The 2,986-nt window shown below is 49.5% G+C and carries 2 protein-coding genes and 2 pseudogenes; 3 read left to right on the forward strand and 1 reads right to left on the reverse strand.

Annotated elements, in window-relative coordinates; genetic code table 11:
* Nucleotides 1-121: pseudogene (locus QVO99_RS03755) on the reverse strand (O-acetylhomoserine sulfhydrylase); the annotation flags it as partial.
* Between the two features lie 381 nt (nt 122-502).
* Here QVO99_RS03755 and QVO99_RS03760 point away from each other — a divergent pair.
* From QVO99_RS03760 to QVO99_RS03770, 3 genes and pseudogenes are all read left to right on the forward strand, one after another.
* Nucleotides 503-1,192, forward strand: coding sequence for a response regulator (locus tag QVO99_RS03760; protein ID WP_022316267.1), 690 nt, complete (start codon nt 503-505; stop codon nt 1,190-1,192).
* Between the two features lie 71 nt (nt 1,193-1,263).
* Entirely contained in the window at nt 1,264-2,682 is a 1,419-nt protein-coding gene (locus QVO99_RS03765; RefSeq protein WP_022316268.1) for a sensor histidine kinase, read from the forward strand.
* A gap of 92 nt (nt 2,683-2,774) precedes the next feature.
* Nucleotides 2,775-2,986 (forward strand): annotated as a pseudogene (locus tag QVO99_RS03770) (helix-turn-helix transcriptional regulator); the annotation flags it as partial.

The following is a 2,986-nucleotide window of genomic DNA, read 5'->3' on the forward strand; positions in this document are numbered from 1 at the left end:
CCGCCATATCGGCGGCAGTGTCAAACTCGTATGCTGCGGTGTGGTATACCGGCATGCTCAGCGACCCGTATGTGTCGCGCTGTCCAAATGGCGTGTCAATAGCCTTTGTCTGATTTTTCATCGTTTCTATTATAAGTTTGTGTTTATTTCCGAACTGCAAATTTACAGTAAAAATGACGGTTTATGACCAACACGTAATGTTTTTATACTTTTTTATAGCTCAACCCAAACTGATCATCAGAATTGTCCATCGGAACTGTATGTCAGTCGGAAACGGGACGCACTGAATACAAGCAAACCCTAACGAACGATTGGGGGAGGAATCGTCTTTTCTCGCATAACGCAATGGTTTATTCTTAAAGTTTGTTTGTGTTGCAAGCAATTTGCTTTATCTTTGCATAAGATAAGCTTTTGTGGTGTAACAATATTGTAACATCACTGTAACAATTATGAACTAGTATGAAACTACTTTTGCACCGTAACAATAAAAACTCAGGAAAAGATGGAAACGAAAAACCGCATTTTAGTAGTTGACGACGAGCAGGACCTCTGCGAGATTCTGAAGTTCAATCTTGAAACGGAAGGCTACGAGGTGGACACTGCAAACTCTGCCGAAGAGGCTCTGGAGATTGGAGCGGAGAAATACGACCTGCTGCTGCTCGACGTGATGATGGGAGCGATGTCGGGATTCGCACTCGCAAAAAAACTCAAAGACGAACCGATGACGGCTAACATACCTATCATCTTCCTTACGGCAAGAGACACGGAGAACGACACGGTGACGGGATTCAACCTCGGTGCCGACGACTACATCTCAAAGCCTTTCTCCATCCGTGAGGTGCTGGTGAGAGTGCGCGCCGTGTTGAGAAGGACAAGCGATACGGGCTATGCCCCACACAACAACATCATCTCGTATCAGGGACTGGAACTCAATCTCGACAAGAAGACGGTGGCTATCGACGGCGAGGACATACCGTTCACCAAGACGGAATTTGAAATCCTGCATCTGCTGCTCGACGAGCGTGGCAGGGTGTTCTCACGTCAGGAACTCATCGACAGGGTGTGGCCAAAGGATGTGCTCGTGCTCGACCGCACAGTGGACGTAAACATCACGCGACTGAGAAAGAAGATAGGACGTTTCTCCAAGTGCATCGTGACGAGACTCGGCTTCGGATATTATTTCGACGCATAGCATCATCATGCATCCGTATAATGACGGCAAGGCTGATCCCCTTGTCTACTGATAACTAACCCCCATCCACTATGTCAAGGACATCCGTAGGAAAGAAACTGTATTTCAGCGTCATCGCCGTGTTCATCGCCTTTGCCGCTGCATTCATCGTGTTCCAGCACGAGAGAGAGAAACAATACAAGATCGACATGCTCGACACACGTCTGCAAGACTACAACGAGCGCATGGCTGAAGTGATGAGTCTCGACAAGAGCCACTCAGAAAGAGACCTCGACGAATACGTGAAGCGCCACTACAAGTCGAAAATCAGAGTGACACTGGTCGATATGAAAGGCAACGTGCTCTACGACAACAGGTTCAAGAACTACCATCAGCTCGAAAACCATCTCAACCGAAGCGAGATAAGACAGGCTCTCAACATGGGTCACGGATTCTCAATCGACCGCAAGAGCAGCACGCTCGGAGAGTCGTTCTTCTATTCGGCTACATACTTTCCACACCAGAAATTCATCATCCGCACCGCACTGCCCTACGACAACAGCCTCATCAGGACTCTGCAGACCGACCAGCACTACATCTGGTTTGCCCTCGCCGCAATGCTTATCCTAACCTTCTTGCTCTTCCGCTTCACACAGAGGCTGGGGGCCAACGTGACGAAGCTACGCACCTTTGCCAACCGTGCCGATCACAACGAGAGCCTCGAGACGGAAGACCTCATAGAGTTTCCGAACGACGAGTTGGGAGAGATTGCCGAAAAAATCATCAAGATATACAAACGCCTGCAACACACCAAGAAGGAACAGGACATACTGAAGCGACAGCTCACCCAGAACATAGCCCACGAGCTGAAGACTCCCGTAGCGAGCATACAGGGATATCTGGAGACCATCCTCGACAATCCGAACATCAGCGAGAGCATGAAGGCGCAATTCCTTCAGCGATGCTATGCACAGGCGCAGCGCCTCACGTCGCTGCTGCGCGACATCTCAACGCTGAACCGTCTCGACGACGCTCCTGACATGCTCACCGACTTCGACACCGTGGACATCTCGCAGATGGTGGCAAACATACAGAAGGAAACGGCGCTGCAACTCAAGGAACACTCGATGACATTCGACAACCGGCTGCCAGCCGACATACAGGTGAAGGGCAACCAATCGCTGCTCTACAGCGTGTTCCGCAACCTCACCGACAATGCCATCGCCTATGCCGGCGAAGGATCCACCATCACACTGTCTGCCGAAAAGACAAGTCAGCAGGAATGGCGTTTCACATTCTCCGACAACGGCGTCGGAGTGCCAAACGAACACCTCGCACGCCTTTTCGAACGCTTCTACCGTGTTGACAAAGGACGAAGCCGCAAGATGGGAGGCACGGGGCTCGGACTCGCCATAGTGAAAAACGCCATACTCCTACACGGCGGAAGCATCAGCGTGAAAAACGCATTGCCGCCCGCACACGGACTGATATTCACATTCACACTGAAATGAGAATCAGCAACCAAGCGTGGTCATCACACGACCATGTGCAGAGTGTCTGTGCCAAGATTAACAGTTTGAAAGAGTAATATTCAGAATAGCTTATGAATAAAGAAAAAGAAGATTTCTTCCTCCATTCCAACGAGGTGAATCATATCAACAGACAAGATTACGACAAGATAGAATTATTGGTGAATGCGGCAAAGGCTTTTGCTCGCAGCACCTACCAGTGCGTCTATATCATTGACTATTTTCATCAGGACTTCATCTATGCATCAGAAAACCTCGCTTATCTCTGCGGATTGGAACCGGAGCA

This window comes from Prevotella sp. CAG:592 (assembly GCF_000436015.1).
GTDB lineage: Bacteria > Bacteroidota > Bacteroidia > Bacteroidales > Bacteroidaceae > Prevotella > Prevotella pectinovora.